The following is a 26,428-nucleotide window of genomic DNA, read 5'->3' on the forward strand; positions in this document are numbered from 1 at the left end:
CAATGGCGTAGCAAGATGAGCTTTATAGAAACGCATTGAAAGACCGGGTCGCAAGTGCTTCCCGGTTTGATGAGAACTTACTCCCCTTCGCCGGGGAACATGAACGGGTTTATTGAGCTTCTGGCGAAGCCTTCCTGCTCCATGCGGGCGTCGAGCACCAGGGATGCCAAATCGTCGGCGACGGCTTCGACTTTCGGATCCTTCTCCTGATACATAATCTTCAGGTAGGTTCCGCAGTCGCCACAGCTTTCAGCTTTCACCGCAGCCTGCTCGTTGTCCAGTGACCAGTAGTGCAGATCGCGGCTCTGTTCGCAATTGCTACATTTGACGCGTACCACGTGCCACTCGGTTTCGCACAGATTGCAGTGCAGATAGCGCAGCCCCTGGGTGGTACCGATCTGCACGATGCTGGAGACCGGCATCGAGCCGCACACCGGGCAGAACTGGCGCTGTTCGCCGTATTCGGCGCGCGCTTTTCCGGGGATCAGGCTGGCCATCTGCGCCCAGTAGAGCGACAGCGCGGCCCAGATGAACGGCGCTTTATCGCTGCTGACCGAGGCGAAGTCGGAAGCAAACAGCGCGCTGGCCATCTGCTCCAGCTCCTGCTCAGAGGCTTTTTCCAGATTCTCAATCACCGCCAGCGCCGGGCCGCTCATCTCCGGCTTCAGCTCGGCAATCAGCGAGTGCAGCAGCTTATGCCAGTGTTTGTCGCGCGGCAGGACGTGGATATCCAGCGGCGGCTTGCCCTGTTCGCTGGCCGCTTTAATGCGGGCGGTGAGATCCATCTGCAGCGGATGGTCGTACAGCACCACTTCCTGGGCATGGGCGATCAGCGCGGCAAAGCGCAGATAATCGCCCAGCGGGTTGTTGGCGGCCAGCTCGCGCAGGCGTTCAGCGCGGCGGTTATACAAATTTTTCAGTCTGGGGAACAGTAGCGGCGGAATGGCTTCCGCCGTGCGTTTCTCGCTCGAACCCAGCTCGTCTTGCGGGATTATGCGAATACTCATTCAGATGACTTTTCCTGTTTCTGGCGGACCTCTCGGTACCAGCGCGGGTGATGTTTCTTCGCCCACGTACTGGTGACCCAGCCTTCCACCATCGCGGTAATGGTGCCTTTCACCCAGAGGGCGGCGTAGATATGCACCATGATAACCACAATTAACGCCACTGCGGCAAATGAATGCAGCATCAGCGCAAATCGGATCACCGGGATTGAGAAAGCCGGCGCAAAATACGGACGCCAGATGATCACACCGCTCACCAGCAGCAGTACCAGGAAGATAATCGCCGCCCAGAATACGCATTTCTGGCCGAAGTTATAGCGCCCGGTATCGCCTACCTCCTCGTTGACGACGATCTTACGAATATTCTTCGCCCAAAAGATATCATCCCGATTGATTAGGTTGTGGTGCCAGTAACGGAAAAACATGATGATGAACGACGCGAACATCACCACCCCGACGAATGGGTGGAGAATTCGCGCCAGCTGCGGCGTGCCGAGGATATGCATCAGCCAGTTAAAGGACGGGAAGAAAAAGCCTAACCCGCTTACCGCCGCCAGGATGAAGCAGAAGGCGGTGACCCAGTGGTTGATGCGTTCCGGCGCCGTGTAGCGCACGATGGTGTCACGTCGTTTCATTTGCGCACCTCGTCTTTCTCTTCATGCAGGTTGTCCTCTTCCTCTTCCGCGCGGTTCGGACCGACGCCGACGTAGTGGAAGATACTGGCTGCGAAGGTCGCGGCGAAGCCGACGGCCGCCAGCGGTTTCCAGATGCCTTTCCAGAACTTGACGGTCTGGCTGATCTCCGGGTTTTCCGGCAGGCCGTGGTACAGATTCGGCTTGTCGGCATGGTGCAGCACGTACATGACGTGGGTGCCGCCGACGCCGGCCGGATCGTACAGGCCCGCATTGTCGTAACCGCGGGTTTTCAGCTCAGCCACGCGCTCGCCGGCCAGCGTTTTCATATCCTCTTTGGAGCCAAAGTGGATGGCGCCGGTTGGGCAGGTTTTCACGCAGGCCGGTTCCTGGCCGACGGTGACGCGGTCTACGCACAGGGTACATTTGTAGACGCGGTTGTCTTCCGGGTTCAGACGCGGCACATCGAAAGGACAGCCGGCGATACAGTAACCGCAGCCGATGCACTGCTCGGACTGGAAATCGACGATGCCGTTGGCGTACTGAATGATCGCGCCTTCTGACGGGCAGGCCTTCAGGCAGCCCGGATCGGCGCAGTGCATGCAGCCATCTTTGCGGATGAGCCATTCCAGCTTGTCGTTTTGCTCCACTTCCGAGAAGCGCATTACCGTCCATGACTTGGCGGTCAGGTCCGCCGGGTTGTCATACACCCCGACGTTGTGACCGACTTCATCACGAATATCGTTCCATTCGGAGCAAGCCACCTGACAGGCTTTGCAGCCGATACAGGTGGTGACGTCGATAAGCTTCGCCACCTCCTGCTGGTGGTCCCGCGCCTGAGGCGCGGGGGTGAAACCGTTAGTCGCGGAACGACGAATAATATCTTGCGATTGATAAGCCATAAGTCGTCTCCGTTACACCTTTTCCACGTTCACGAGGAAAGCTTTGAACTCCGGCGTCTGCGTGTTCGCATCACCGACGAACGGCGTCAGGGTATTGGCAATAAAGCCTTTTTTCGCCACGCCCTCATAGCCCCAGTGAATAGGAATGCCGATGGTATCGATATCCTTACCGTCCACTTTCAGCGTGCGAATACGTTTGGTCACCACCGCCTTGGCCTTGATGTAGCCGCGGTTGGAGGAGACCTTGACGGTATCGCCATGGCTGATGCCAAGCTTATTCGCCAGTTTTTCACCGATCTCCACAAACTGCTCCGGCTGCGCGATGGCGTTAAGCAGCGCGTGCTTGGTCCAGTAGTGGAAGTGTTCGGTCAGGCGGTAAGTGGTGCCGACGTACGGGAATTTCTCCGCTTTGCCCATCTGCTCGAGATCGCCTTTGAAGACGCGAGCGGCCGGGTTAGAGACCACGTTCGGGTGCAGCGGGTTAGTCCCGAGCGGCGTTTCAAACGGCTCGTAGTGTTCCGGGAACGGTCCTTCCGCCATCTTATCGATAGCGAACAGACGGCCCATCCCTTCCGGCTGCATGATAAACGGACCGACGTCGCTGCCAGGCGCGGCGGCGCTGTAGTCCGGAATATCCACGCCGCCCCATTTCGCGCCGTCCCACTTCAGCAACTGACGTTTAGGATCCCACGGTTTACCCTGTGGGTCCGCGGAGGCGCGGTTATACAGGATGCGGCGGTTGAGCGGCCATGCCCAGGCCCAGCCCAGCGTATTGCCCAGACCGGACGGATCGGCGTTATCGCGGCGCGCCATCTGGTTGCCTTCCGGCGTCCAGCTTCCGGCGAAGATCCAGCAGCCGCTGGAGGTCGTGCCGTCGTCGCGTAGCTGTGCGAAGGAGCTCAGCTGCTGCCCTTTCTTGACGATCACCGCGCCGGTCGCCGGGTCGGTAATATCCGCCAGCGCTTTACCGTTGCTTTCCATCGCCACTTCTTCCGACGCCGGCTCATGCGGTGTGGAGTAATTCCACGTCATGTTGAGCACTGGCTCTGGCGCCGGGCCACCCTCTTCGGCATACATCTTACGCAGGCGAGTGAAGATACCGGCGAGGATTTCGCCATCGGTGACAGCGATCCCCGGGGCGTCCGCGCCTTTCCAGTGCCACTGCAGCCAGCGGCCGGAGTTGACGATAGACCCGTTCTCTTCGGCGAAGCAGGTGGACGGCAGACGAAACACTTCGGTCTGGATTTTCGACGGGTCAACATCGTTCGACTCACCGTGGTTTTGCCAGAAGGTGGACGTTTCGGTATTGAGCGGGTCGATGGTCACGAGGAACTTCAGCTTCGACAGGGAAGCGACGACCTTGTTTTTGTTCGGGAACGAGGCGACCGGGTTAAAGCCCTGGCAAATATAGCCATTCACTTTGCCCTGATTCATCATCTCGAAGTACTGCAGAACGTCGTAGCTCTTATCCCACTTCGGCAGCCAGTCAAAGCCCCAGCTGTTTTCTGCTGTCGCTTTATCGCCGAAGAAGGCTTTCATCATGGAGACGAAAAACTTCGGATAGTTGCCCCAGTAGTTGACCTGGTCTTTCAGCAGCGGCTTCGGCGTGTTAGCCGTCAGGTAGGTCTGCAGGTCGGCCTGTTTTTCGTTAGGCAGCGACATGTAGCCCGGCAGGCTGGTAGAGAGCAGGCCGAGGTCGGTCAGACCCTGGATATTGGAGTGGCCGCGCAGGGCGTTGACGCCGCCGCCTGCCATCCCCATGTTGCCGAGCAGCAGCTGGATCATCGCCATGGTGCGGATGTTCTGCGCGCCGATGGAGTGCTGGGTCCAGCCGAGAGCGTACAGGAACGACGCGGTTTTATCCGGCGCGCTGGTTTCGGCAATGTATTCACAGACTTTGAGGAAGTCGGCCTTCGGCGTACCGCAGATGTTTTCGACCACATCCGGGGTATAACGGGAAACGTGCTGCTTCAGCAGGTTCCAGACGCAGCGCGGATGTTGCAGCGTGGTATCGCGTTTGGCGAAGCCGTTTTCGTCCAGCTCATAGTTCCAGCTGGTTTTGTCGTACTGGCGTTTTTCTGCGTTATAGCCGCTGAACAGCCCGTCGTCGAAGCTGTAGTCCTCACGCACGATCAGGCTGGCGTTGGTGTAGGCTTCGGTGTATTCGCGGTTGAATTTTTCGTTATTCAGCAGGTACAGGATCACGCCCGACAGGAAGGTAATGTCGGTACCGGAACGAATCGGGGTATAGAAATCAGCCACCGACGCTGTACGCGTGAAGCGCGGATCGATAACGATGAGTTTGGCACCGTTATGGATTTTGGCTTCCATCGCCCAGCGGAATCCCACCGGATGCGCTTCAGCGGCGTTACCGCCCATCACCACGACCAGGTTGGCGTTCTTAATATCCACCCAGTGGTTGGTCATCGCACCGCGACCAAATGTTGGAGCAAGACTTGCTACCGTTGGTCCGTGTCAGACACGCGCCTGGTTATCCACCGCCAGCATCCCGAGGGCGCGGGTGAATTTTTGCGTTAAATAGCCGGTTTCGTTACTGGAAGCGGAGGCGCACAGCATCCCGGTGGTCAACCAGCGGTTGACGGTGGTGCCGGCGTCGTTTTGCGCGATAAAGTTGGCGTCGCGGTCCTCTTTCATCAGCTTCGCGATGCGATCGAACGCTTCGTCCCAGCTGATTTGCTGCCATTTATCGGAGCCTGGCGCGCGATATTCCGGGAATTTCAGGCGGCTTTCAGAATGGATAAAGTCCACCAGACCGGCCCCTTTCGGGCAGAGCGCACCACGGTTAACCGGATGATCCGGATCGCCTTCGATATGGAAAATGGATGCTTTGGCGTTTTTTGCGCCGTCGCCGAGGCTATACATCAACAGCCCACAGCCGACAGAACAGTATGTGCAGGTGTTACGGGTTTCGCGTGTGCGCAGCAATTTGTACTGCCGTGTCTCCGCGAGCGCAGTTGCCGGGGCAAAGCCCAGCGCTGCTGCCGTGGTTCCCGCCATACCGCCAGCGCAGATCTTAAAGAACTGCCTTCTGCTGACCTGCATGGTTCGCTCCTTGTTTCGACATTGTCACATGTAGTTATTTGCTTTGCGGTGAAGGCCGCAAAGGTTCAGAATTAGGGCATATTTCCCTCATTCCTGAAGGGATAAAAACAGAATACCACATTGTGTGTATGCCTGTTCCAATACGGTTAAAGCAAAGTGAACAAGAAGCCTCTCGAACAAATCGAAAATGTGACGAACATCACAGGATATCGCCAGGTCTCCCTCTGGAAGCGCGAGGAACTGCAACACCCTCAGCCAGATGACTTAGCGGAAGAGGTCCCCATCGCGCTGGTCTACAACGGTATCTCCCACGTAGTGATGATGGCCACGCCGAAAGACCTCGAGCAATTCGCCGTCGGCTTCTCCTTATCCGAAGGGATTATTGAGCATCGGCGGGAGATTTTCGGTATGGACGTGGTGTCGATGTGCAACGGCCTTGAAGTGCAGATTGAACTCTCCAGCCGGCGTTTTATGGGGCTCAAAGCCCGGCGTCGCGCGCTGGCCGGGCGCACCGGCTGCGGGGTATGCGGCGTAGAGCAGCTCAATGATATTGGTAAGCCGGTCCAGCCGCTGCCGTTCACCCAGACGTTCGATCTCGCCAACCTCGACCAGGCTCTGGCGCATCTTAACGACTTTCAACCGATCGGCCGACTCACCGGCTGCACCCACGCGGCCGCCTGGGTCCGGTCGACGGGCGAACTGGCGGGCGGTTTTGAAGACGTCGGCCGGCATGTGGCGCTGGATAAACTGCTCGGCCGGCGGGCGGAAATCGGCGAGGGCTGGCTGCCTGGCGCCGCGCTGGTATCCAGCCGCGCCAGCTATGAAATGGTGCAGAAAGCCGCGATGTGCGGCGTCGAGATCCTGTTCGCGGTATCAGCAGCTACCACCTTAGCGGTGGAAGTCGCCGAGCGCTGCAACCTGACGCTGGTGGGCTTTTGCAAGCCGGGCAGGGCGACGATCTACACCCACCCGCAGCGTTTGAATGCGGGTTAAAAGTTGATCAGTAAATTTGAACAATGACAGCAAATCCTTCCGCTTTTTGTTTGGTGATGTGCGGGCTACTATTTAATACATCAAGGCACAACGCCTTATCTAAACAACTAAATGAAAGGGTTTATATCATGAAAAGCATCAAAACTTTTGTCGCAGTAATCGCTATGGCCGCCTCTTTTGCTTCCTTCGCTGCTGAAACCGTCACCGCTACCGCGACAACGATGGACGGCGCGGAAGCGAAAATCGCCGCACAGGCCCAGGCAGCAGGCGCTTCGTCTTACAAAATTACCGAAGCGTTTACCGGCAACCGCGTGCATATGACTGCGGAACTGAACAAATAAGCGTAACGCTACTGTCGAAAGAGCGCCTCAGGGCGCTTTTTTTGTTTCCGCTTTGGCAAAAAACAGCCACTATTTCCCACCGCCGCGAAAAAAATGTGGCAGTACTCACGTTTCCGTTCTTTTCTTAAATCCCCATTATTACCGCAAAAGAAACATCTTCAATGCTGAATATCTCGATGTTTTAACGCTATGAAATATAAAGATATTAAAACCAGAAAGCGATGAAGATCACTCTCTTTTAATGAGATGTTTATCACAAAAATAAGCGTGATATCACTCCTGTCAACTATTCACGGACCTAATTTAATACGCATTATGTGATCTCCATTGCAAATAGAAGTCTTGCAGTCAGGGAAAAATGTCGTCAGGCAAATGAGCGAGGAAGCGTCATGAAAATTGGCATCGTTATTAGCGGCGGGGATGTTTCGGGAATGAATAATTTTATATTCCAGATTGCCAGGCAGGCTGATGCCGAGATCACCCTGTTTAATGGCGGTATTCCTGGTCTGCTGGAGAAAAATCATCAGGATATCGCGTGGCGCGATCTGGTTGATTTCTCTATTACCGCTGTGCCGATCATTACCTCCGGACGCACCAGTCGCAAACTGCAGCGCAGCGAATATGAAATGATTGCTAAAAAACTTAAATCGTTGCGTATTGATGTGCTTATTATGGCCGGGGGGGATGGCAGCCTGCAGTTTCTCAATACCCTAAGTGAATTTGATATTAATTGCTTTGGCGTGGGAATGACTATCGATAATGATGTGTATGGCAGTGATTATACGATTGGTTTTTCCACGGCCTGCGAGCAGATTATTAAAGAAGTCTCCCGTTTAAGAAATACCGGAAGAGCGCTGCCGGGGCGGGTTTTTATGGTTGAGATATTAGGAGGTTATTGTGGAGAACTAACGTTACAGTCCGCCATTAAATGCAATGCGGATATTGCCCTGATTCCGGAGGCGCAGATGCCGCTGGCCATGCTTGCGGAACGGATTACCCGGAAGCTGAGCATGCAGAACAGCGTCGTTATCCTCTGCTCAGAAGGCTACACCAAAGAGTACTCTCCCGGCTTTCAGGGTGCGATTGATACCATGATCAAACAGCTGGAACCGCAAATTGGCGTCCGTATCCGTAAAACGATTGTCGGCTATGGCTTACGCAGCGGTGAACCGACCTGTGAAGAGATTTATCAGGGCACCATTATGGCCAGTGAGGTGGTTCGCTGTATTCAGTCAGGTATGAAAAATAAAGCCATAATAATTAATTCCAGTAATAAACCTATTCCGATTGATTTAGTCAGTATGAAAAAACGTCTGGTCGATACTGAAGGACATCATTATAAACTTGCCAAGCAACTCAATATTATTTGAGGAGACCCTCCATGCTGAAAATTTTATGCGTATGTGGCTGCGGCCTCGGTTCAAGCTTTGCCATTGAAATGACGGCGAAGGCAGTTTTAAAAAAGCTGGAAATTCCCGCTCATATTGAACACACCACCGTATCCGAAGCCGGAGCCTTTAAATCGGATATGATTTTGACGCAAAAAACCTTTGCCGACATCTTAACTGCCGATGCCACTGAAGAGGAAATTAAACGCGTCGTGGTGCTCAATAAACTTACGGATAAAGAGGAAATTGAAACCAAAATCGTCGCATTCTTAAAAGAACGTCATCTGAAGGTGGCTGATTATGAATAGCTTCGTTGCGTTTATCGTTAAGGATTTACTTGGTCAGGCATCTATTCTTATTGCTTTTATTGCCATGCTTGGCCTGATCCTGCAAAAGAAATCCCCGGGCAAAACCGCGGAAGGGACGTTTAAAACGCTGCTCGGCTTCTTAATTATGATGGCCGGGATCAACATCATTGTCGCCACGCTAACCTTCCTCAACGATATCTTCACCCAGGGGTTTGGCATGAAGGGCTACATTACCGATGTGGCCGCCATCGCCGGGTTAGCGAATCGTGAATTAGGTTCGGAAGTGGCGCTGACGCTGCTGGTGATCTTTGCCGTCAATATTATTATCGCCCGTCTGACGCCGCTAAAATATATTTTCCTGACCGGTCAGGCGCTGCTGTGGATGGCGACGATCGGCGCCGTGATTGGCTATAAATCCGGGCTCACCGGCGTACCGCTGATTTTAACCGGGGGCATCTTCGGCGGCGTGATGGCGGTGTTAATGCCGGCCCTGGCGCAGCCGGTGGTCAGGCGCATAACCGGGTCTGACGACGTAGCCCTGGGGCACTTCTGTACCATCGGTTATCTGGTGCAGGCCGCCGTCGCGAAGGTCGTCGGCAAAGGTTCCCGCTCCACGGAAGATCTCGAGCTGCCTGATAACTTTAAGTTTCTGCAGGATACCTATCTGGCCATGGCGGTGGTGATGGTGCCGATGTATCTCATCCCGGCTATCGCGGCGGGCCCGCAGTACATCGCGCAGTTCTCCGGCGGGATTAACTACCTGATGTATGCCTTTATGCAGTCCATTCAGTTTGTCGCCGGGGTTTTTGTCCTCTATAGCGGCGTGCGTTTATTGCTCAATGAGCTGGTGCCGGCCTTTCGCGGTATCGCGATGCGTATTGTCCCGGATGCGAAGCCGGCTCTCGATTGCCCGGTACTGTTTCCTTATGCGCCGAATGCGGTGATTGTCGGATTTCTGGCGACGACCGTCGGCTCGATTATCGGCATGCTGGTCTTCCCTATGTTCGGTCTGGCGATGATCCTCCCCGGGCTGTTAACCAACTTTTTCGCCGGCGGCACGGCAGGGGTATTTGGCAACGCGCTGGGCGGACGCCGCGGGGCAATGATCGGCGGGGTTATTCACGGTCTGTTTATCACGTTTCTGCCGGCCATTCTGGTGCCCATGCTGGAGAGTTACGGCTTTACGGGCGTCACCTTCAGCGACTCTGACGTCATCAGCTCGGGTCTGGTATTAGGCCACGCCTTCCAGAATAACTGGCTCTTTGTCGCCTTATTTATTGTGTTTGTCGCCGCACTGGCATGGTTTGTCAACGGGAAATCCGCTAAGCCGAAAGGGGAAAATGTTCATGAGTCTGTATAATTTCAATGAGATTTTAAAAATCGCCCAAGAGAGAAATTTTAAAGCGATTGGCTCGTTTAACTTGCACTGTATTGAGATGCTACCGGCATTTTTCAAAGCCGCGCAAAACAGCCACAGCCCGTTAATGATCCAAATTTCAACCGGGACCGCGGAGTACCTCGGCTATCGTTTGCTGGTCGACGCCGTGCGTTCATTAGCGGACAGTGAAAATATTCCAACCTGTCTGCATCTTGACCACTGCTCAGATATTAAGGCCATCGAGACGGCAATGAACGCGGGCTTTTCGTCGGTGATGTACGACGGCTCACATTTAAGCCTTGAGGAAAATATCGGTAATACGCGAATAGTGGTGGAGATGGCCCGCCCGCGCAATATTACGGTAGAAGGCGAACTGGGGGCGATCGGCGGGTCAGAGGATGGAAAAGCGGTGGCGGCGGAAGATATCTGTTTTACCACCGTCGAAGACGCGAAACGCTTTGTGGAGGAGACCCAGGTCGATATGCTGGCCGTCTCGGTGGGCACTGTGCATGGCCTCTACACCGGTAAAGCGCAGATACAGCACCAGCGGCTGAAACAGATTAGCGCGGCGACCGGCGTGCCGCTGGTGCTGCACGGCGGTACCGGCGTCAGCGATGAGGATATGCGGCTGGCCGTCACCGAAGGGATTAATAAAGTGAACGTCGGGACGGAAATGAACGTGCAGTGGGTTGACCGCTGTAAAACGACGTTTGAGAAAGGGAAAGTGAATGACAGCGTACGGAAATTCTTAATTCCTGCCAACCAGGCTGTCACTGATGTCTTAATGGAAAAAATGGCGTTATTTAAATAACGTTTTCTCCGTCACTCTCTATTTCGTTGCCCTGTCTTCCGCCAGGGAGGGAACTTGCTATGTTTGAATCATTGAAAACGTTGTGGAAAAAAGAGCAAACCCCGCTGCAGGATTATGATCAACAGTCCCGTCAGTTGGCGGAGGAGATTGCCAGGCTGGAAGGCGAACTACAGCGCCAGCCTGGCAATAGCGAGGTGCAAAAAACATTGATGCTGACTTACAACCGGGCGCTATCCATATATGCCAAAAGCACCACCCACCGGCAGGATATTGATACGCTGTTTCTGCAGATTGATAATTTACGCAATATTATTCGCCGCAATATTTAGGAATACAGAATGACCATAAAAGAACTGCTTATTGAGGCCGATGCCATTCAGGTTGGCGTTGTGGAGTCCGACTGGCAGCGGGTAATAAAGCTGGCTGCCCGCCCGCTGGAGGCAAAAGGCTTTATTTCGACCGAATATAGCCAGGCGGTGATCGACAATACCCTGAACCATGGCGCCTATTACGTTTTCGATGAAGGTATTGCTATCCCCCATGCCCGACCCGAGTGCGGCGTCAGACGCAACTGCTTTAGCCTGGTGCTGTTGGAAAAGCCGATTCCCTTTGCAGACAGTGAAAAGGCCGACATCGTCATTATGTTTGGCGCCCGGGATAGCAATGCGCATATCGAGGAGGGGATCCGCTCCATCGTCGCGCTGCTGGATAACAATGACACGATGGCCAAACTGCGGATGGCCCGCAGCCGGGAGGAGGTTGTCGCATTACTATGAACAGACATCTGACCCCAGTCTGCAAAACGGCTATTTTAATCAACGGCATTCCGGCTTCGGGGAAGAGTACCATCACCCGTTTGCTGGCGGAGACCTTCAGCCTGCCGGTATTGACGATCGACGGCATCAAAGAGCCTTTTATGGCGCGTCTGGCCCCGGTCGACCGGCCAATGAATCGCCAACTGGGCTGTGCGGCGTATGAGGTGATCTGGTCGATTGTCGGCGCATCGCCTGCCAGCATGGTCTGGTTGATCGACGCCTGGTTCGGCTTCCAGCCCCGGGAGACCTTGCAAAAATTGCTGCAGCAGGCGGGCGTGGAGCAGGTGATTGAGATCTGGAACCATATCTCCCCCGAGCTGGCGGTCGCGCGCTATGCCTCGCGGCTGGCGACGCGGTCGCCGGGCCACCCCGGCGAAGAGTATCTGCCGGAGCTGGCCCAGCTGGCCGGGCGTGCGCAGCCCATGTCTTTAGGGCCCCTTCTGACGATAGACCAGCGGCGCCCGCTGGAGATAACGCCGGTTATTCACTGGCTTGAAGGCACAATTAGCGGACAACGCACCGCCCTGGCGAATTTCGCATACCCGTCCTAGGGCATACCCGCCAGCCGCAGCAGCGCCGTCACCACCGCCGCGGCGATAATTACGCCGATCAGCGGCACCTTGCGCCAGGCGAGGAACACGGCGACTGCAACGCCCAGAACGCGCGCCATGCCGGCGAAATGCGCGCCTTCATAGAAAGTGGTGGCCAGGGCGACGGAAAAAAGCAGCACCGTCGCCGCATCGGAAAGCAGCGCCTGCGAGCGCTCGGAAAAGGCCAGCCGATTACCAAGCTTCGCGCCGCCAAGACGCATCAGATAGGTTCCCAGCGACAGGATGGCGATACCGGCGATAAACAGCGTCATATTGCCCATTATTTTTTCCTCGACAGTAAACCAAACAGCGAGAGCAGCACCGGCAGCCCGGTAGGCGCAAACGGCACGGCGGCAAGCGCCAGCGCGGCGCCGCTGGCGGCGCGGATCAGCGTGGTACGGTTTTTAAAGGCCGGGATCACCAGCGCCAGCAGGATTGCCGGGAAGACCGCATCGAGCCCGATGGTCTCCGGCGCCGGCAGCAGTTTGCCGACGGCCGCGCCGGTGAGCGTACCCAAAGGCCAGATCAGCGCCACGCCGGCGCCGCACAGCCAGTAGGCCGCTTTGCGCTGCGCGGGGGTGGGCTGCGACAAGCCAAAGACCACGCTCTCGTCGTTCATAATGTGGCACCCGATAAAGCTTAAGGCGCGCCGACCCACCAGTTCGCGCACGGTCACCCCGAAAGGGATATGACGCGCGTTGACTAACAGGCCAGCGGCGGCGGCGGCAAGTGGGCTACCGCCGCTGGCGACAATGCCGATAAACATAAATTCAGAGGCGCCCGCCAGCACGGACACCGAAAGCACGAGCGGCACCCATAAGGGGAAGCCGTAAGCCACCGCCAGCGACCCATAGGACATGCCCACCACCCCGACGGCGAGGCAAACTAAAGCAATCGCTTTTATCGTGTCTCCGCTGAGACTGGAGAGAGTTTGTTTCATATCACTTAGCCATATCGAACGTATTTCCATTATAATGAACACATAATAATCGTTTTTCAAGGCGAACGAATCGTTCGATATAAAAAACAAAGGGGCGGGTATGACACAGCCAATCAGCGTTATCGCCAAAAGCCTGGTGCGGGAGCGGGCGCGGACCGGGCTTTCGCTGGCGGAAGTCGCGCGTCGGGCGGGTATCGCCAAATCCACGCTATCGCAACTGGAGTCCGGCAACGGTAATCCTAGTCTGGAAACGCTGTGGTCGCTCTGCGTGGCGCTGGATATTCCATTTGCCCGGCTGCTTGAGCCGCAGGTGAACAAAACGCAGGTGATCCGCCGCGGCGAGGGGACAAAAGTGGTGGCGGAGCAGGCGAACTATCAGGCTATTTTGCTGGCCGCCTGCCCGCCCGGCGCACGTCGGGACATCTATTTGCTGCTCACCCAGCCCGGCGCCGACCGCATTTCGCATCCGCATCCGCCAGGGTCAGTGGAACATATTATCGTCACTCAGGGGCGCGCGCGGGCAGGATTGACGTCGGCGCCGGAAGAGCTCGGCGAGGGCGACTATATCTGCTACCCGGCGGATCAGGAGCATGTGTTTCAGGCCCTGGAGCCGGATACGCAGGCGCTGCTGATCGCTGAGCAAAACTGATATCGCACCGGCGGGCGTCGCGCTCTCGCTGGACGCCATAGCCGTATTGCGGGACACTAGCCGCATTCTTCCGCGAAGACAGGCATACCTATGTCGCTGAAAGCCATTGCTAAAGAACTTGGGATCTCGGTTACGACCGTCAGCCGCGCGTTAAACGGCTATGATGATGTGTCGCAGGAGACCCGTGCTCGCGTCGAGGCTGAAGCGCAGCGTCGCGGATATCGGCCAAACACGTTCGCGCGTCGCCTGAAAATGGGCAAAATCGACGCCGTTGGCCTCGTGTTCCCGGTGCGCCCCGCGCCGCTGAATAACAACGTCTTTCTCGAAATGGTGGGAGAAATCAGCCACGAACTGGCGCGCTATGAGATTGATTTACTGCTGATCGCCGATGATGAACAGGCCGATAAGCACGGGTATATGCGCATGGTGCAGAGCCGTCGCGTCGATGCGCTGATCGTCGCGCATACCCTGGACGACGACCCGCGCCTGATTCAGCTGCTCTCTTCCGGCTTTCCTTTCCTCGCGCTGGGCCGTAGCCGCCTGCCGCAGCCCTACGCCTGGTTTGATTTCGATAACCAGGCGGGCACCTACCGCGCCACCCGCCATCTGATTAGCCAGGGGCATCGGCGCATCGCGCTGCTGAGTGAAAATAATAATCAGGCGTTTATTACCCAACGGCGCAACGGTTACCTGGAAGCCCTGCGCGAAGCGGGCCTGGCGGAAACCTGGCTGCGCAGCGTGCCGCCCACCCGCCGCGGCGGGTTTCAGGCAACGATGGAGCTGCTGCGCTTGCCTGAACCGCCAACGGCGATTGTCACCGACTGCAACACCCATGGCGACGGCGCGGCGATGGCCCTGGCTCAGCTCGGGCGTCTTACCGGCGCCGATCGCGTCTCACTGGTGGTCTACGACGGTTTGCCGCAGGACAGCATCATCGACACCCCGGTAGGCGCAGTGGTTCAGTCCACCCGACAGGGGGTGGGACGCCAGATAGCCACGATGGTCCGCCGCTTAATCGCCGGCGAGGATCTGGCCTCGCTCCAGGTGCTCTGGCAGCCCGAATTCATCCCCGGCGAAACCGCCTGATACCGCTCTCCACAGATTAATTTCCTGAACTCGATCACGGATCCGAAACGTTTTGGTTGGTCTCCGAAACGTTTCGGATCAACAGTAAGGCATTCCTTGAAGTGGAGATGTCTAATGTCTGATTCGATTATACGCCTGCAAAGCGCAACGGCTGACGTGGTGATCAAAACCCACCCTTTCGCCGAAATTATCTACTGGGGGCCGCATTTAAGCCACTTTTCGCCGCAGGATGCCGACAGCCTGACGCGGCCGGTCGCCAATGGCCGCCTCGACGTCGATTCCCCGGTCACCTTAATGGCGGAGCTGGGCCATGGTCTGTTTGGCGCTCCGGGCATTGAAGGCCATCGCCAGGGGCTGGATGCCTCGCCGATTTTCGCCACCAGCGAAGTGCGGCACGAGGGCCAGACGCTGACCCTGGTCAGCGAAGACCCGCAGGCCGGCCTGCGGTTGTGCAGTGAAATCCAGCTTGATAGCAGCGGCGTGCTGAGCGTGCGCCATGGCGTGACCAATTTGCGCGCCAGCCCATGGCAGGTGGATCGCCTGGCGGTCACGCTGCCGGTCGCCGAACGCGCTCGCGAGGTAATGGCTTTTCACGGCCGCTGGATCCGCGAATTCCAGCCCCATCGTCTGCTCCTTGAACACGACAGCTTTGTGCTGGAGAACCGCCGCGGGCGTACCTCTCACGAACATTTCCCGGCCTTGATCACCGGCAGCCACGCCTTTAGCGAGATGCAGGGTGAAGTCTGGGGCGTGCATCTGGGCTGGAGCGGCAACCATCGCCTGCGGGCGGAGGTGAAAACCGATGGCCGCCGCTATCTGCAGGCCGAGGCGCTCTATCTGCCTGGCGAAATGGCGCTGGCGGAAGGGGAAACCTTATGGACGCCGTACCTGTATGCCAGCTACTCGGCGCACGGGCTGAACGGTATGAGCCAGCAGTTCCATCGTTATCTGCGCGAACGGATTATTCGCTTCCCGGGCAACAAGCCGCGCCCGGTGCATCTCAACACCTGGGAGGGGATCTATTTCGACCACGATCCGGACTACATCATGCGCATGGCGGATGAAGCAGCGGCGCTGGGCGTGGAGCGTTTTATCATTGACGACGGCTGGTTTAAAGGTCGCAACGACGACTGGGCGGCGCTCGGCGACTGGTATCTCGATGAGGACAAATATCCCCACGGCCTGACGCCGGTTATCGACCACGTGAAGTCGCTGGGGATGGAGTTCGGCATCTGGGTGGAGCCTGAGATGATTAACCCGAACTCCGATCTCTACCGCGCCCATCCCGACTGGCTGCTGGCGCTGCCGGGCTATACGCCGCTTCCCGGGCGTCATCAGTTTGTCCTGAACCTGAATATTCCGGAAGCTTTTGATTATCTGCTGGAGCGGATGAGCTGGCTGCTGGGCGAGCACGCGGTGGATTATGTGAAGTGGGATATGAACCGCGAGCTGGTACAGCCCGGGCATAACGGTAAAGCTGCCGCCGATGCGCAAACCCGCCAGTTCTATCGCCTGCTCGATACGCTGGTGGCCCGCTTCCCGCATATTGAATTTGAATCCTGCTCCTCCGGCGGCGGTCGTATCGATTATGAAGTCCTCAAGCGCAGCCATCGCTTCTGGGCTTCTGACAACAATGACGCCCTTGAACGCAATACCATCCAGCGCGGCATGAGCTACTTCTTCCCGCCGGAGGTGATGGGCGCGCACATCGGTAATCGCCACTGTCATGCCACCTTCCGCCAGCACAGTATCGCCTTCCGCGGCCTGACGGCGCTGTTCGGTCATATGGGGCTTGAGCTGGATCCGGTGAGCGCCGATGAAGAAGAACGCGCCGGTTACCGGAAATACGCGGCCCTGCATAAGCAGTGGCGCGACGTGATCCATCACGGCGTGCAGTGGCGGATGGATATGCCGGATGCCACCACCCTTGCCCATGGCGTCGTCAGCCCGGATAAAGCGCAGGCGATTTTCCTCGTCAGTCAGCTGGCGATGCCGGACTACACCCTGATGGCGCCGCTGCGCCTGGCAGGGCTGGAGGCGAGCGCCCGCTATCAGGTGACGCTCCTCGATCATCCGAACATACAGATTACCGGCGAGGGCGGCCACACCATGCGGAAGCTGCCGGCATGGATGACGATGCCGCAGACCGTAAGCGGTGAGTGGCTACAGCAGGCGGGGTTGGCGCTGCCCATCCTCGACCCGGAAAGCGCCATTCTGATTGGCCTGCAACGCGTGTGATGGTACCGGGCCGCGCCGCGGCCCTTCTTGAGGAAAATATAATGAACCCGACCGTCTGTACCCACAAAAACAACCCCAACTTCTGGATTTTCGGGCTGTTCTTCTTTCTCTACTTCTTCATCATGGCCACCTGCTTTCCGTTTCTGCCGATCTGGCTGTCGGACGTCATCGGCCTGAATAAAACCGAAACCGGCCTCGTTTTCTCCAGCCTGTCGCTGTTCGCCATCTGTTTCCAGCCGATCCTCGGGGTGATCTCTGACAAGCTGGGGCTGAAAAAACACCTGATGTGGATCGTGACCGTTTTGCTGGTGCTGATTGCTCCCTTCTTCCTTTATGTTTTCGCTCCGCTGCTGAAAACCAATATCTGGCTCGGGGCGTTGAGCGGCGGCGCTTACATTGGCTTTGTGTTCTCCGCCGGCGCCGGCGCGATGGAGGCCTATATCGAACGGGTAAGCCGCAACAGCGGGTTTGAATACGGCAAGGCGCGCACCTTTGGTTGCCTGGGCTGGGCGCTGTGCGCCACCACGGCGGGGATGCTGTTCAGCGTTAACCCGGAGTGGGTGTTCTGGATGGGCTCGGCCGCCGCGCTGCTGCTGGTGGTGCTGGTGGCTATCGCCAAACCGCAGGCCAGTCAGTCCGCGCAGGTAATGGACTCGCTCGGCGCCAATCGCCCGGCGATCGATTTAAAAACGGCGGTGCGCATGTTCCGCCAGCGGAAGATGTGGATGTTTATTCTGTACGTCATCGGCGTAGCCTGCGTGTATGACGTTTTCGATCAGCAGTTCGCCACCTTCTTCAAATCGTTCTTCGCGACCCCGGAAGCAGGCACCCGTGCCTTTGGTTTCGCCACCACCGCGGGAGAAATTTGTAACGCCATCATTATGTTCAGCTCGCCGTGGATTATTAACCGCATCGGGGCGAAGAATACCTTGCTGATTGCCGGGATGGTGATGGCGGCAAGAATGATTGGCTCTTCCTTCGCCACCACCGCCGCGGAAGTGGTGGCGCTGAAAATGCTCCATGCTCTGGAGGTGCCGTTCCTGCTGGTGGGCGCCTTTAAATATATTACCGGCGTGTTTGACGTCCGGCTGTCGGCGACCATTTACCTGGTGGGCTTCCAGTTCGCCAAGCAGGTGGCGGCGATCTTCCTCTCCGCCTTCGCCGGCAATATGTATGATCGGATCGGTTTCCAGGAGACCTATATGATCCTCGGCGGTATTGCCCTCACCGTCACTTTAATATCGGCGTTTACGTTAGCGGGTAAGACGAAAACTGAGCCGCTGCGCGATAATGCGATGACCGTTTAATTATCAACATTCCGTGGCACAGGGTGGTGCCTGACAGAGAAGGAAGAGGTCATGATGGATATGAAAAAACGTATGAACAGCGGTGAGCTTTACCTGGATGCAGGATATGGCTTGCCGGAGCAGCGGCTGATGGGTAAAGCGCGGGCCTATGAATATAATCATTCGCATCCGTTTAATCAGGAATTGCGCAACGATATTATTCAGCGCATGTTCGCGAAAGTCGGCGAACAATGCTGGATAGAGCCGCCGATCAATATTGCCTATGGGATCCATACGACGATTGGTGATAATTTTTATGCCAATTTTAACCTCACGCTGGTCGACGATGCGGACATTATCATCGGCAATAACGTCATGTTTGCGCCAAATGTCACTATCTCCACCGCCGGGCATCCCATCCACCCCGCGCTGCGCCATACGCATCAACAGTTTTCATTACCGGTGGTGATTGAAGATGGGGTTTGGTTAGGCACGGGGGTGATTATTAATCCCGGGGTAACGATTGGCCAGAATTCAGTCATAGGCGCGGGCAGTGTGGTCAATCGCTCCATACCGGCGAATGTGGTTGCCGCAGGCGTACCTTGCCGGGTATTAAGAGAAATTACCGATGCGGATAAAGACAAATACGTACTTTTTCACGGATGATGGGCGAGAGAAACAGGGGAGCGCAAAGGGTCGTGTCCCCTGTTTTGCATTACCGCCGTTGAAACGGCCTCCAGCACGCATGGCGGGAGGCCGGGGAAGGTACTCTCCGGCGTCGTGGGGGTTCACGCCAGATAAAACACCTCTTTAAGCTCCGCGCTCACCGGACTGTTGTCCGGATTGGCAGGCATCACATCACGCATATGCTGCCACCAGCGCTGGCATACCTCGGTCCCGGCGACGGCGTTCCAGCGCGCTTCGGATTCAATCTCCACCGTGGCGAACAGCAGGTGGCGTTCTTTATCGAGATAGATGGCGTAGTGGTGCGCGCCGTGGGCTTTCAGCGTAGCCTCCAGCTCCGGCCAGATGGGGTTATGACGGCGCTGGTACTCCTCGTGCGCGTCGGGGTTCACCTGCATGACAAAGGCTTTACGGATCATAATGCCTCCAGATAGAGCTCGCGGACCTCATCGCGGCTGGCGGGGCGCGGGTTACATGGCGCGCACGGGTCGGCCAGCGCTTTGTCCAGCCAGCCTTCGATATCGGCTTTGCTGACGCCAAGCTGGCTGAAGCCCTGGGGGATCCCCACGCGTTTGCTCAGCGCGCGAATGGCGTTGATGGCCTCCATGCTGGCGGCTTCATCGCTCATGCCGCGGGTATCGACACCCATCGCCTGCGCCACGCGGGCGAAGCGCGCCACGGCGTTCGGGCGGTTAAAGTTTTCGATGATCGGCAGCAGGATGGCGTTGCACACCCCGTGCGGCAGGTTGTGGGTGGCGCCAGGCTGATGGGCCAGGGCGTGTACCAGCCCGAGGCCGGCGCTGTTGAACGCCATGCCCGCCAGATACTGGCCAAACGCCATCTGCTCGCGGGCCTGCAGATCGTGTCCATCGTCTACCGCTTTCGGCAGCCACAGGTTGATCAGGCGGATGGCCTCGAGGGCGTTGGCGTCGGTCAGGGGATGGGCGCCAACGGAGACAAAGGCCTCGATGGCGTGGGTCAGGGCGTCCATGCCGGTGGCGGCGGTAACGGCTGGCGGGATGTCGAGCATCACGCTGGCGTCGTCGACGGCGATATCCGGGATCAGGTTCGGGTCGATAATCACCTCTTTTACCTGACGCTCGCTATCGATAATCACTGCGTTGCTGGTCATCTCCGCCGCCGTGCCGGCAGTGGTGTTGATGGCCACCAGCGGCACGCCAGCGTTTTTCACTTTGCCGACGCCGGAATAGGCTATGGAGGGGCCAGGGTTGGCGGTGAGGATTTTTATCGCCTTGGCGGTATCAATCGGGCTGCCGCCGCCGAAGGCGATCAGGTAATCGCAGCGGGCCGCCTGGTACGCCGCATAGCCTTGCTGCACCAACGCTTCGGTAGGGTTGGGGAACACGTCGTCAAACAGCTGATATGCCATCTGCTGTTCATCCAGCGCGGAAAACAGACTGTCCAGCAGGCCCAGCTTCACCAGCTGCCCGTCGGTGACGATCAGCGCCTTGCCCCACTGTTTACCCGCTACCAGCTTGACCATATCGCCGATAGCGCCTGCGCCGTGGAGGCTGATTTTAGGTAGTGCCAACATAAAACTCATGATAATTCTCCTTAATGTTGATTTGGGAAATCCGTTTCCCTTCACCCGCTCCCGAGTCGCGGCTGGCGCCTTACCCGGGCTACAGGTTCACTGGCGTCTGCAGGCCGGTAGCCAGGACAGGTGCGTAGCACCGCCTCCGGGATTTAGGGTGAAGGGGAAATTAACATCGTCTTCGCTGCAGCATCCGCCGGGTCATAATCGGCAGGGAGATAACCACGATCAGCATCGCGCCGATAATCACCGACATCACGATGCCGGGGACGTTGAGCAGGCTCAGGCCGAAGGTCACCAGCCCCATCAGAAAGGCGGCGATGATCACCCCGGGCATGCTGCCGGAGCCGCCGAGAATATTGACGCCGCCGAGCACCGCCATGGTGACAACCGCCAGCTCCCAGCCCATCGCCAGGGTAGGGCGGGTACTGCCGAGCCGTGAGGTCAGCAGGACCGCCGCCAGTCCGGCCATCAGCCCGACCAGCGCGAACAGCGCCAGGTTATGGCGCTTCACGTTGATCCCGGAGTACCAGGCGCCGGTCGGGTTATTGCCGATGGCGTAGGTCCGGCGACCAAAGTTGGTTTTATGCAGCAGGAAGGTGAAGGCGGCCGCGAGGAGGATAAACAACGCAAATTCAAAAGAGAGCGCGCCCCACACGTACCCCTGGCCGAACCAGGCAAAGCTCTCCGGGTAGTGGTTGAGCGCCTGATCGCCCAGCAGGATATAGGTGATGCCGCGATACAGGCTCATGGTGCCGATGGTGATCACGATCGACGACAGGTTAAAACGCGTCACCAGGATACCGTTGAACAGGCCGCACAGCAGACCCACCCCCAACCCGACCAATACCAGCAGCGGCGTATCCATCCCCGCCGCCGCGCAGAAGCCCATCACCGTTGAGCTGAGCGCCATCGTCGAGGCTACCGACAGATCGATTTCCCGGGCGATAATCAGCATCGCCATCGGCAGGACGACGATCGCCTTCTCGGTAAAGGTGAAGGTGGCGTCCGACAGGTTCCAGATATTAAGGAAATAAGGGGAAGCCAGGGCGTTGCCGATAAATACCGCCAGGGTGACCGCCAGTAAAAACCCTTCCCAGCACAGCAGGCGGCGCAGCGGCGACGGCGCGGCCGGGGCGTTTTTCATCTCTTCAGATACCATCATCTTGCTCATGATTTCACCCCCTGTTTCTGCCGGGCTAGCGCCGCGTTACGCAGGATTAACCGCCCGTGACCGCGATTGCCGCGCTCGTTAAGCAGCACCGCCATGACGATCACCGCCCCGGAAATCGCCATTTGCCAGAACGGCGAGATGCCGATCACCGGCAGGGCATTATTGATGACGCCGAGGAACAGCGCGCCGCACAGGCAGCCCAGCACCCGTCCGCTTCCGCCCATGGTGCTGATACCGCCGATCACGCAGGCGGCGACCACCTGCAGTTCAAAGCCGTTCGCTACGTCGACATAGGCGACGGCGAAGCGCGAGATCCACAGATAGCCGCAGAAGCCGGCCAGCGCGCCGGAGAGACAGAAGCTGACGAACTGCATTTTCCCGGCGTTAATACCGGTGTAGTACGCCGCCGTCGCGTTGCCGCCTGCGGTGTATAAAGCCCGGCCGGTGCGGCTGTAGCGCAGGAAATAACCCACCAGCAGCAGCGCGGCGATGGCGCACCAGCTCAGCAGCGGCAATCCCAGGAGGGCGCTGCGCGGCAGACTGAGGAAATCAGCGCTCATCTGATGTGAGTTAACCCAGCCGCCGTCGGTCAGCAGAAAGATAATGCCGCGATAGATACTCATGGTGCCCAGGGTCACCACGATGGCGGGAATGCCGAGGCGCCAGACCAGCAGGCCGTTAATCATCCCCATCAGCAGGCCCAGCAGGGTTGCCAGCGCCAGCAGCGCCACCACCGGAATACCCGGATAGTGGGCGTTAAGCAGGGCGACGATCATCCCGGTCAGCGCCAGGTTGGCGGCCATCGACAGATCGATGCCTTTGGTGAGCAGCACCATCATCTGCCCGAGGGCGAGGATGATAAGGATGGCGGTATCGTTAAACATCTCCACCAGATTGCCCGGTGAAACGAACGATGGCACCCGGCTGCCAATGGCGCCGATCATCAAAATGATGACCACCGCCAGCAGCGCTTCGCGATGCTTCAGCCATGCGTGTCCCATCATGCTGCCTCCTGGCCAATGCCGCTGGCGGCGCTGACGATGGTTTCCGCCGTCGCTTCTCCGGCCCGGTACTCGGCGACCATCAGCCCTTCGTGCATCACGATAATCCGGTCGGCCATGCCCATCACTTCCGGCAACTCTGACGAGACCATCATCACCGCCAGCCCCTGGCTGACCAGCTCGGACATAAACTGATGCACGGCGGCTTTTGAGCCGATATCGATGCCTTTGGTCGGCTCGTCGAGGATAATCACCTCGGGATGGGTCGCCAGCCATTTGCCGATCACCACTTTCTGCTGGTTGCCGCCGGAGAGGGTCTCCACCGGCTGCCGCCAGCTGAAGGCTTTAACCTGCAGGCGCGAGGCGTACTCGTCCGCCAGCCGCCATTCCCGGGCGTCGTTCAGGACGCCGTTAGGGTTGAGCTTACTGAGCTGCGGCAGACTGATGTTTTGGGCGATGGGCAGGGCGATGATCGCCCCCTGTTTCTGCCGCTCTTCCGGTACGCAGACGATGCCCGCGCGGATGGCGTCGGCGGGCTGGCGAAAGCGCATGGGGCTGCCGTTCAGCCGGATCTCGCCGGAGGAGGGATGCGTTACGCCGGAGAGCGCCTGCATCAGCTCGGTGCGTCCGGCGCCCACCAGGCCGTAAAAGCCGAGAATTTCTCCCTTGCGCAGGCTGAAGCTGATATGGGCAAACTCGGTGGGGTGACAGAGGTCTTGCACCTCCAGCACCGTTTCCCCTGGGGTACAGTCAACTTTCGGGTAGGTTTGGGTAATCGCCCGGCCCACCATCATCGCCACCATCCGCTCTTCGGTGATATCGCTCATTGCCCCGGAGCTCACGTACACGCCATCGCGCAGGATGGTGTAATAGTCGGCCAGCTCGAAAATTTCATCGAACTTATGCGAGATAAACAGGATCGCTTTGCCGTCCTGCTTCAGACGCTCAACGATCTGATAAAACTCCAGAATTTCATGTTGCGAGAGCGCGGCGGTCGGCTCATCCAGGATCACCACCTGGGCGTCGAAAGCCAGCGCCCGGGCAATCGCCACCATGTGTCGTTGGGCGATGCTGAGCGTTTTCAGCGTGGCGCGCGGGTCGATCAGAACTTCAAGCCGGGCGAGGATCTCGCCAGCCCGGCGATGCATCGCGGGCCAGTCGAGCGTTTTGAACAGCCCCTTATACAGATACTGGCCGACGAAAATGTTTTCGCTGACCGAGAGTTCGTCAAACAGCACGGTTTCCTGGTGAATGGCGGTGATCCCCACCTTGTGCGCCGATTCCGGCGTCGGCAGATGAATGGGGATCGCTTTATAGAGGATCTCACCCTCTTCGGGCTGATAAATACCGGTCATCACTTTGACCAGCGTAGATTTCCCCGCGCCGTTTTCGCCGATTAAGGTGGTCACTTTGCCGGGCCAGAGATCAAGCTGTACGTTCTCAAGGGCACGCACACCGGGAAAAATCTTGGTGATGCCCTTCAGCGACAGCAGTGGCGTTGATGCTGACATGATAGTTCTCCACAAAATTCACCCCTCACCCTAACCCTCTCCCCAAAGGGGCGTGGGAACGGTCCGGCGTCCGCTGGCCACATCGTGCAGAGGACCAGCCTTTCCCCCTCTCCCTCCGGGAGAGGGCCGGGGTGAGGGAACAAGGGTTAGAAAATTTTCGAGAACTTATCGATGTTGCTCGCATCGTAGACGAACGGCTCGGCCATCGCGCCATTCCCCTCAGCATCCAACTTCACTTTGCCCAGCTTGCCCATACTGGCTTCGGTTTTGGTCGCGGTGCCTTTGACTAAATCGTCGGCCAGATAGGTGGCGGCGTAGCCCAGGTCAATCGGGTTCCAGATGGCGAAACTTTTGCTGGCGCCAGACTTGATCGCGCCGGCCATTTCCGACGGCAGCCCCAGCCCGGTGACATACACTTTGCCGATTTTGCCCTGGTCCTTCACCGCCTGCGCGGCGGCAACGATCCCCACCGATGACGGCGAAACAATGACTTTCAGGTCCGGATATGATTTCAGCAGGCCCACCGCTTCGCGGTAGCTTTTATCCGACAGATCGTCACCGTAGGCGACCGTGACAAGGTGCACGGACGGATACTGCGGCAGCACCTTTTTCATCTCCTCAATCCAGATATTCTGGTTAGTGGAGGTCGGAGTGGCGCTTAACACTGCCACATCCCCCTTCTCCACGTTCAGCGCCTTCAGCGCATCGGCGGCGAGCTTGACGTTGGTCTCGCCAATTAAGGCGTTATTGGAGGGATTAAGATGGATTTGGCGGCCTGCCGGCGCCACGCCGGAGTCCCACGAGACCACCTTGATGCCGCGCTGCATCGCTTTTTTCAGCACCGGCACCACCGCGTCCGGATCGTTAGCGGAAATAGCGATCGCATCCACCCCCTGGGCGATCAACCCGTTCAGCACGTCGATCTGCGCTTCGGCGGTAGTGGTGGTCGGGCCGGTGTAGATCACTTTGACATCACCTAACTCTTTGGCTGCCTGTTGGGCGCCAACGTTGGCGGCTTCGAAGAAGCCATTTCCCAGCGATTTCGCCACGAGGGCGATTTTGACTTCTGCTAAGGCGGAACCGGACAACGCCAGGGCGGCAACGGTGAGGATCAAGCTTGTCTTTGTTTTCATTGCTTTTACTCCACATGAGTCAGTTTTGTAGGGTTTGCAGGTGAGGCTTCGCCCCGTCTCGGTGAGCGGGGCGCGATGTTGTTATGGATAAAGATCTAACGCGGACTGCAGCGGCTGCACGTTGAATCGTTTGCCAAGGGCGATAAGCTCTTCGCGAGTGATGGTCTGCTTCATACCGCCCATGGACAAGACTTTCACCAGCACTTCGGCGGACTTCTCGGCGGTGTCGATCAGACCGAAGGTCTCATCCAGGGTTGGGCCGCTGCCGAAGACGCCGTGGAACGGCCACAGCACCAGCGAGTGTTTTTGCATGGTTTCCGCAGTCGCCTGGCCGATTTCATCGGTGCCTGGCACCATCCACGGCAGAATGCCGACGCCGTCCGGGAAGACTACCAGACATTCGGTGCTGCCTTCCCACAGCTTGCGAGTGAACAGATCGCTGTGGTTCTCCAGGACGTAGGTCAGGGCGATCAGGTTGGTGGCGTGGCAGTGCATGATCACCCGGTCCTTGCCGTCGGTCAGTTTGATGCGCTCGCTGTGCGACAGGAAGTGTGCCGGCAGCTCGGAGGTCGGCACTGCATCCTCCGTCAGACCCCACAGGATATGGTATCCCGCGCCGTCGCTGTCGACTTTCACCACGCCAAGGTTAGCGGCCGGGTCGAGCTGGACATTACGGAAGAATTTGCCGGAGCCGGTGACGATAAACGGCTGGTTAGCCAGGGTTGGCATCGGCTGGCTGAGGGCGATATAGCGCGGTTTAGCGTGGAAATCCGCCACGTAAGGTTCGATATCCGCCTCATCCAGACGCAGCGTCAGGTTGCCGCCGTTGCGCTCGTCCCAGCCTTTCAGCCAGGCGTCGGAGGTGGCTTTGATCATGCCCTGGACGAACCAGGCGTCGATAATGGTCTGCATAGTCTTGTCTTTCCTGTTGATTCGGTGAGGGGTT

At 57.8% G+C, this 26,428-nt stretch carries 27 protein-coding genes; 14 read left to right on the forward strand and 13 right to left on the reverse strand.

Features of this window, described 5'->3' with window-relative positions:
• Window positions 1–77: 77 nt before the first annotated feature.
• The 4 genes from fdhE to fdnG are packed head-to-tail and all read right to left on the reverse strand — an operon-like array spanning window position 78 to window position 5,601.
• Window positions 78–1,007: a formate dehydrogenase accessory protein FdhE gene (fdhE, locus tag L2I46_RS19395; RefSeq protein WP_004203631.1), complete on the reverse strand. Its 930-nt coding sequence runs from the start codon at window positions 1,005–1,007 to the stop codon at window positions 78–80.
• Complete coding sequence (gene fdoI / locus L2I46_RS19400; RefSeq protein WP_004203632.1) at window positions 1,004–1,639, reverse strand: formate dehydrogenase cytochrome b556 subunit; 636 nt, start codon at window positions 1,637–1,639, stop codon at window positions 1,004–1,006. Before fdoI ends, fdhE begins: the two co-directional genes overlap by 4 nt.
• Window positions 1,636–2,538 carry a formate dehydrogenase subunit beta gene (gene fdxH / locus L2I46_RS19405; RefSeq protein ID WP_002882822.1) on the reverse strand — a complete coding sequence of 301 codons (903 nt, stop codon included), beginning with the start codon at window positions 2,536–2,538 and terminating at the stop codon, window positions 1,636–1,638. The genes fdoI and fdxH overlap by 4 nt, the downstream gene beginning before the upstream one ends.
• A gap of 12 nt (window positions 2,539–2,550) precedes the next feature.
• Window positions 2,551–5,601 carry a formate dehydrogenase-N subunit alpha gene (gene fdnG / locus L2I46_RS19410; RefSeq protein WP_089849836.1) on the reverse strand — a complete coding sequence of 1,017 codons (3,051 nt, stop codon included), beginning with the start codon at window positions 5,599–5,601 and terminating at the stop codon, window positions 2,551–2,553.
• A 156-nt stretch (window positions 5,602–5,757) separates the two neighbouring features.
• On the opposite strand from fdnG, the gene fdhD reads away from it, so the two are divergent.
• The 9 genes from fdhD to L2I46_RS19455 all read left to right on the forward strand — a co-directional run bounded on the left by fdhD (window position 5,758) and on the right by L2I46_RS19455 (window position 12,186).
• Entirely contained in the window at window positions 5,758–6,594 is an 837-nt protein-coding gene (gene fdhD, locus L2I46_RS19415; protein ID WP_121936489.1) for a formate dehydrogenase accessory sulfurtransferase FdhD, read from the forward strand.
• Between the two features lie 128 nt (window positions 6,595–6,722).
• On the forward strand, window positions 6,723–6,935 hold the full coding sequence (locus L2I46_RS19420) for a YdgH/BhsA/McbA-like domain containing protein (RefSeq protein ID WP_023291501.1): 213 nt from the start codon (window positions 6,723–6,725) through the stop codon (window positions 6,933–6,935).
• A 389-nt stretch (window positions 6,936–7,324) separates the two neighbouring features.
• Window positions 7,325–8,305: a 6-phosphofructokinase gene (locus tag L2I46_RS19425; protein ID WP_032454459.1), complete on the forward strand. Its 981-nt coding sequence runs from the start codon at window positions 7,325–7,327 to the stop codon at window positions 8,303–8,305.
• Between the two features lie 11 nt (window positions 8,306–8,316).
• Window positions 8,317–8,631, forward strand: coding sequence for a PTS sugar transporter subunit IIB (locus L2I46_RS19430; protein ID WP_004203640.1), 315 nt, complete (start codon window positions 8,317–8,319; stop codon window positions 8,629–8,631).
• Window positions 8,624–9,991 carry a PTS sugar transporter subunit IIC gene (locus L2I46_RS19435; protein WP_004203642.1) on the forward strand — a complete coding sequence of 456 codons (1,368 nt, stop codon included), beginning with the start codon at window positions 8,624–8,626 and terminating at the stop codon, window positions 9,989–9,991. The genes L2I46_RS19430 and L2I46_RS19435 overlap by 8 nt, the downstream gene beginning before the upstream one ends.
• The gene (locus L2I46_RS19440; protein ID WP_032429032.1) at window positions 9,978–10,820 is read left to right on the forward strand and encodes a class II fructose-bisphosphate aldolase; all 843 of its coding nucleotides are present in this window, start codon (window positions 9,978–9,980) and stop codon (window positions 10,818–10,820) included. Before L2I46_RS19435 ends, L2I46_RS19440 begins: the two co-directional genes overlap by 14 nt.
• A 59-nt stretch (window positions 10,821–10,879) precedes the next feature.
• Complete coding sequence (locus L2I46_RS19445; RefSeq protein ID WP_017899833.1) at window positions 10,880–11,149, forward strand: hypothetical protein; 270 nt, start codon at window positions 10,880–10,882, stop codon at window positions 11,147–11,149.
• A 9-nt stretch (window positions 11,150–11,158) separates the two neighbouring features.
• On the forward strand, window positions 11,159–11,596 hold the full coding sequence (locus L2I46_RS19450; RefSeq protein ID WP_004203645.1) for a PTS sugar transporter subunit IIA: 438 nt from the start codon (window positions 11,159–11,161) through the stop codon (window positions 11,594–11,596).
• A complete protein-coding gene (locus L2I46_RS19455) occupies window positions 11,593–12,186 on the forward strand; it encodes an AAA family ATPase (protein WP_032454460.1) in 594 nt (197 codons plus the stop codon). Before L2I46_RS19450 ends, L2I46_RS19455 begins: the two co-directional genes overlap by 4 nt.
• On the opposite strand, the gene L2I46_RS19460 is transcribed toward L2I46_RS19455, so the two are convergent.
• The gene (locus L2I46_RS19460; RefSeq protein ID WP_008807893.1) at window positions 12,183–12,506 is read right to left on the reverse strand and encodes an AzlD domain-containing protein; all 324 of its coding nucleotides are present in this window, start codon (window positions 12,504–12,506) and stop codon (window positions 12,183–12,185) included. The genes L2I46_RS19455 and L2I46_RS19460 overlap by 4 nt on opposite strands.
• A complete protein-coding gene (locus L2I46_RS19465) occupies window positions 12,506–13,165 on the reverse strand; it encodes an AzlC family ABC transporter permease (RefSeq protein WP_065806158.1) in 660 nt (219 codons plus the stop codon). The genes L2I46_RS19460 and L2I46_RS19465 overlap by 1 nt, the downstream gene beginning before the upstream one ends.
• Before the next feature lie 100 nt (window positions 13,166–13,265).
• On the opposite strand from L2I46_RS19465, the gene L2I46_RS19470 reads away from it, so the two are divergent.
• The 5 genes from L2I46_RS19470 to L2I46_RS19490 all read left to right on the forward strand — a co-directional run bounded on the left by L2I46_RS19470 (window position 13,266) and on the right by L2I46_RS19490 (window position 19,090).
• Entirely contained in the window at window positions 13,266–13,814 is a 549-nt protein-coding gene (locus tag L2I46_RS19470) for a helix-turn-helix domain-containing protein (protein WP_102003198.1), read from the forward strand.
• A gap of 90 nt (window positions 13,815–13,904) precedes the next feature.
• Window positions 13,905–14,900: a substrate-binding domain-containing protein gene (locus tag L2I46_RS19475; RefSeq protein ID WP_032454463.1), complete on the forward strand. Its 996-nt coding sequence runs from the start codon at window positions 13,905–13,907 to the stop codon at window positions 14,898–14,900.
• A gap of 114 nt (window positions 14,901–15,014) precedes the next feature.
• A complete protein-coding gene (locus L2I46_RS19480; RefSeq protein WP_105491364.1) occupies window positions 15,015–17,138 on the forward strand; it encodes an alpha-galactosidase in 2,124 nt (707 codons plus the stop codon).
• A 41-nt stretch (window positions 17,139–17,179) separates the two neighbouring features.
• Window positions 17,180–18,445 carry an MFS transporter gene (locus L2I46_RS19485; protein WP_023291509.1) on the forward strand — a complete coding sequence of 422 codons (1,266 nt, stop codon included), beginning with the start codon at window positions 17,180–17,182 and terminating at the stop codon, window positions 18,443–18,445.
• 51 nt (window positions 18,446–18,496) lie between these two features.
• Window positions 18,497–19,090, forward strand: coding sequence for a maltose acetyltransferase domain-containing protein (locus tag L2I46_RS19490; RefSeq protein ID WP_236948154.1), 594 nt, complete (start codon window positions 18,497–18,499; stop codon window positions 19,088–19,090).
• A 122-nt stretch (window positions 19,091–19,212) separates the two neighbouring features.
• Here L2I46_RS19490 and rhaM read toward each other — a convergent pair whose 3' ends face one another.
• From rhaM to rhaD, 7 genes are all read right to left on the reverse strand, one after another.
• Window positions 19,213–19,527 (reverse strand): L-rhamnose mutarotase, encoded by a 315-nt coding sequence (gene rhaM / locus L2I46_RS19495; protein WP_205425092.1) that lies wholly within the window; start codon window positions 19,525–19,527, stop codon window positions 19,213–19,215.
• Window positions 19,524–20,672 (reverse strand): lactaldehyde reductase, encoded by a 1,149-nt coding sequence (gene fucO, locus L2I46_RS19500; RefSeq protein WP_102002000.1) that lies wholly within the window; start codon window positions 20,670–20,672, stop codon window positions 19,524–19,526. Before fucO ends, rhaM begins: the two co-directional genes overlap by 4 nt.
• Before the next feature lie 160 nt (window positions 20,673–20,832).
• Window positions 20,833–21,837: an ABC transporter permease gene (locus L2I46_RS19505; RefSeq protein ID WP_032454468.1), complete on the reverse strand. Its 1,005-nt coding sequence runs from the start codon at window positions 21,835–21,837 to the stop codon at window positions 20,833–20,835.
• A complete protein-coding gene (locus L2I46_RS19510; protein WP_236948155.1) occupies window positions 21,834–22,841 on the reverse strand; it encodes an ABC transporter permease in 1,008 nt (335 codons plus the stop codon). The genes L2I46_RS19505 and L2I46_RS19510 overlap by 4 nt, the downstream gene beginning before the upstream one ends.
• Window positions 22,838–24,349 carry a sugar ABC transporter ATP-binding protein gene (locus tag L2I46_RS19515; protein WP_236948156.1) on the reverse strand — a complete coding sequence of 504 codons (1,512 nt, stop codon included), beginning with the start codon at window positions 24,347–24,349 and terminating at the stop codon, window positions 22,838–22,840. The genes L2I46_RS19510 and L2I46_RS19515 overlap by 4 nt, the downstream gene beginning before the upstream one ends.
• 146 nt (window positions 24,350–24,495) lie before the next feature.
• Window positions 24,496–25,482 carry a rhamnose ABC transporter substrate-binding protein gene (gene rhaS, locus L2I46_RS19520; RefSeq protein WP_023291520.1) on the reverse strand — a complete coding sequence of 329 codons (987 nt, stop codon included), beginning with the start codon at window positions 25,480–25,482 and terminating at the stop codon, window positions 24,496–24,498.
• An 81-nt stretch (window positions 25,483–25,563) separates the two neighbouring features.
• Window positions 25,564–26,394 (reverse strand): rhamnulose-1-phosphate aldolase, encoded by an 831-nt coding sequence (gene rhaD / locus L2I46_RS19525; protein WP_050534179.1) that lies wholly within the window; start codon window positions 26,392–26,394, stop codon window positions 25,564–25,566.
• Window positions 26,395–26,428: the final 34 nt, after the last annotated feature.

Origin of the sequence: Klebsiella sp. 2019SCSN059, assembly GCF_021739525.1 — a bacterium.
GTDB lineage: Bacteria > Pseudomonadota > Gammaproteobacteria > Enterobacterales > Enterobacteriaceae > Klebsiella > Klebsiella quasipneumoniae.

Bases quoted from the DNA above. Each gene is read 5' to 3' on its own strand.
- L2I46_RS19515 (WP_236948156.1), bottom strand. From the start codon at position 24,349: ATGTCAGCATCAACGCCACTGCTGTCGCTGAAGGGCATCACCAAGATT.
- L2I46_RS19465 (WP_065806158.1), bottom strand. From the start codon at position 13,165: ATGAAACAAACTCTCTCCAGTCTCAGCGGAGACACGATAAAAGCGATT.
- fdxH (WP_002882822.1), bottom strand. From the start codon at position 2,538: ATGGCTTATCAATCGCAAGATATTATTCGTCGTTCCGCGACTAACGGT.
- rhaS (WP_023291520.1), bottom strand. From the start codon at position 25,482: ATGAAAACAAAGACAAGCTTGATCCTCACCGTTGCCGCCCTGGCGTTG.
- rhaD (WP_050534179.1), bottom strand. From the start codon at position 26,394: ATGCAGACCATTATCGACGCCTGGTTCGTCCAGGGCATGATCAAAGCC.
- L2I46_RS19510 (WP_236948155.1), bottom strand. From the start codon at position 22,841: ATGATGGGACACGCATGGCTGAAGCATCGCGAAGCGCTGCTGGCGGTG.
- L2I46_RS19445 (WP_017899833.1), top strand. From the start codon at position 10,880: ATGTTTGAATCATTGAAAACGTTGTGGAAAAAAGAGCAAACCCCGCTG.
- L2I46_RS19485 (WP_023291509.1), top strand. From the start codon at position 17,180: ATGAACCCGACCGTCTGTACCCACAAAAACAACCCCAACTTCTGGATT.
- L2I46_RS19450 (WP_004203645.1), top strand. From the start codon at position 11,159: ATGACCATAAAAGAACTGCTTATTGAGGCCGATGCCATTCAGGTTGGC.
- L2I46_RS19470 (WP_102003198.1), top strand. From the start codon at position 13,266: ATGACACAGCCAATCAGCGTTATCGCCAAAAGCCTGGTGCGGGAGCGG.
- L2I46_RS19460 (WP_008807893.1), bottom strand. From the start codon at position 12,506: ATGGGCAATATGACGCTGTTTATCGCCGGTATCGCCATCCTGTCGCTG.
- L2I46_RS19440 (WP_032429032.1), top strand. From the start codon at position 9,978: ATGAGTCTGTATAATTTCAATGAGATTTTAAAAATCGCCCAAGAGAGA.
- fucO (WP_102002000.1), bottom strand. From the start codon at position 20,672: ATGAGTTTTATGTTGGCACTACCTAAAATCAGCCTCCACGGCGCAGGC.
- L2I46_RS19430 (WP_004203640.1), top strand. From the start codon at position 8,317: ATGCTGAAAATTTTATGCGTATGTGGCTGCGGCCTCGGTTCAAGCTTT.
- rhaM (WP_205425092.1), bottom strand. From the start codon at position 19,527: ATGATCCGTAAAGCCTTTGTCATGCAGGTGAACCCCGACGCGCACGAG.
- fdhE (WP_004203631.1), bottom strand. From the start codon at position 1,007: ATGAGTATTCGCATAATCCCGCAAGACGAGCTGGGTTCGAGCGAGAAA.
- fdoI (WP_004203632.1), bottom strand. From the start codon at position 1,639: ATGAAACGACGTGACACCATCGTGCGCTACACGGCGCCGGAACGCATC.
- L2I46_RS19475 (WP_032454463.1), top strand. From the start codon at position 13,905: ATGTCGCTGAAAGCCATTGCTAAAGAACTTGGGATCTCGGTTACGACC.
- L2I46_RS19435 (WP_004203642.1), top strand. From the start codon at position 8,624: ATGAATAGCTTCGTTGCGTTTATCGTTAAGGATTTACTTGGTCAGGCA.
- L2I46_RS19425 (WP_032454459.1), top strand. From the start codon at position 7,325: ATGAAAATTGGCATCGTTATTAGCGGCGGGGATGTTTCGGGAATGAAT.
- L2I46_RS19455 (WP_032454460.1), top strand. From the start codon at position 11,593: ATGAACAGACATCTGACCCCAGTCTGCAAAACGGCTATTTTAATCAAC.
- L2I46_RS19505 (WP_032454468.1), bottom strand. From the start codon at position 21,837: ATGAGCAAGATGATGGTATCTGAAGAGATGAAAAACGCCCCGGCCGCG.
- L2I46_RS19480 (WP_105491364.1), top strand. From the start codon at position 15,015: ATGTCTGATTCGATTATACGCCTGCAAAGCGCAACGGCTGACGTGGTG.
- L2I46_RS19420 (WP_023291501.1), top strand. From the start codon at position 6,723: ATGAAAAGCATCAAAACTTTTGTCGCAGTAATCGCTATGGCCGCCTCT.
- L2I46_RS19490 (WP_236948154.1), top strand. From the start codon at position 18,497: ATGATGGATATGAAAAAACGTATGAACAGCGGTGAGCTTTACCTGGAT.